At 49.4% G+C, this 714-nt stretch carries 1 protein-coding gene; it reads right to left on the reverse strand.

Features of this window, described 5'->3' with window-relative positions; all coding sequences use genetic code 11:
• Nucleotides 1-714 (reverse strand): myo-inosose-2 dehydratase (gene iolE, locus LIN78_RS17950; RefSeq protein ID WP_227182260.1); only part of this gene is annotated, 714 nt, incomplete at both ends.

Below are 714 nucleotides of genomic sequence, written 5' to 3' on the forward strand. Positions count from 1 at the left end.
CGCTTCTACCACCAACCAGCCTTTGTAGCCGTTCTCGGCCAAGGTTTGTAGGATCGGGGCGAAGTTAATCGCACCGTCGCCTGGTACGGTAAAGGCACCATTTAAGACAGAATCCAGGAAGGCCCAGTTGCGGTTACGGGCGAGCTTGATGATGTCGCTACGTACGTCTTTACAGTGGAAGTGGCAAACACGGTTGATGTGCTTTTTCAGTTCGGTTAGGGCATCGCCACCGGCAAAGGTCATGTGACCAGTGTCGAATAGTAGGCCAACTGATTCGCCGGTTAGCTTCATCAGCATGTCCACGTCTTCTGGGGTTTCTACATAGGCACCCATGTGGTGGTGGTAAGCTAGACGCATACCACGGGCCAGTAGCCAGTCACCAAACTTGGTTACTTTCTCGGCGTACTCTTGCCACTGTGCATCGCTGGTGAATTTAGGACGCATGTAGAGTGCTTTGCTGCGATCGCCTTGAATGGTGCCTGCGCATTCGCCGTACACCATGACGTTACTACCGTTGTATAGCAGTTTGTCTAGGTGAGCAGAGACACGATCAATCTCTTCTTCTACCGTGCCGTGTGCCAAGAATGAAGAATACCAACCAGATACACATTCAAAACCATATTCACCTAGTTTAGCTTTTAGTGCTTCTTTCTCTTTTGGAAACTTGTTACCTAGTTCAAAACCTTGGTAGCCAATCTCTTTACCTTCTTCTAG

Origin of the sequence: Leeia speluncae (assembly GCF_020564625.1) — a bacterium.
Lineage (GTDB): Bacteria > Pseudomonadota > Gammaproteobacteria > Burkholderiales > Leeiaceae > Leeia > Leeia speluncae.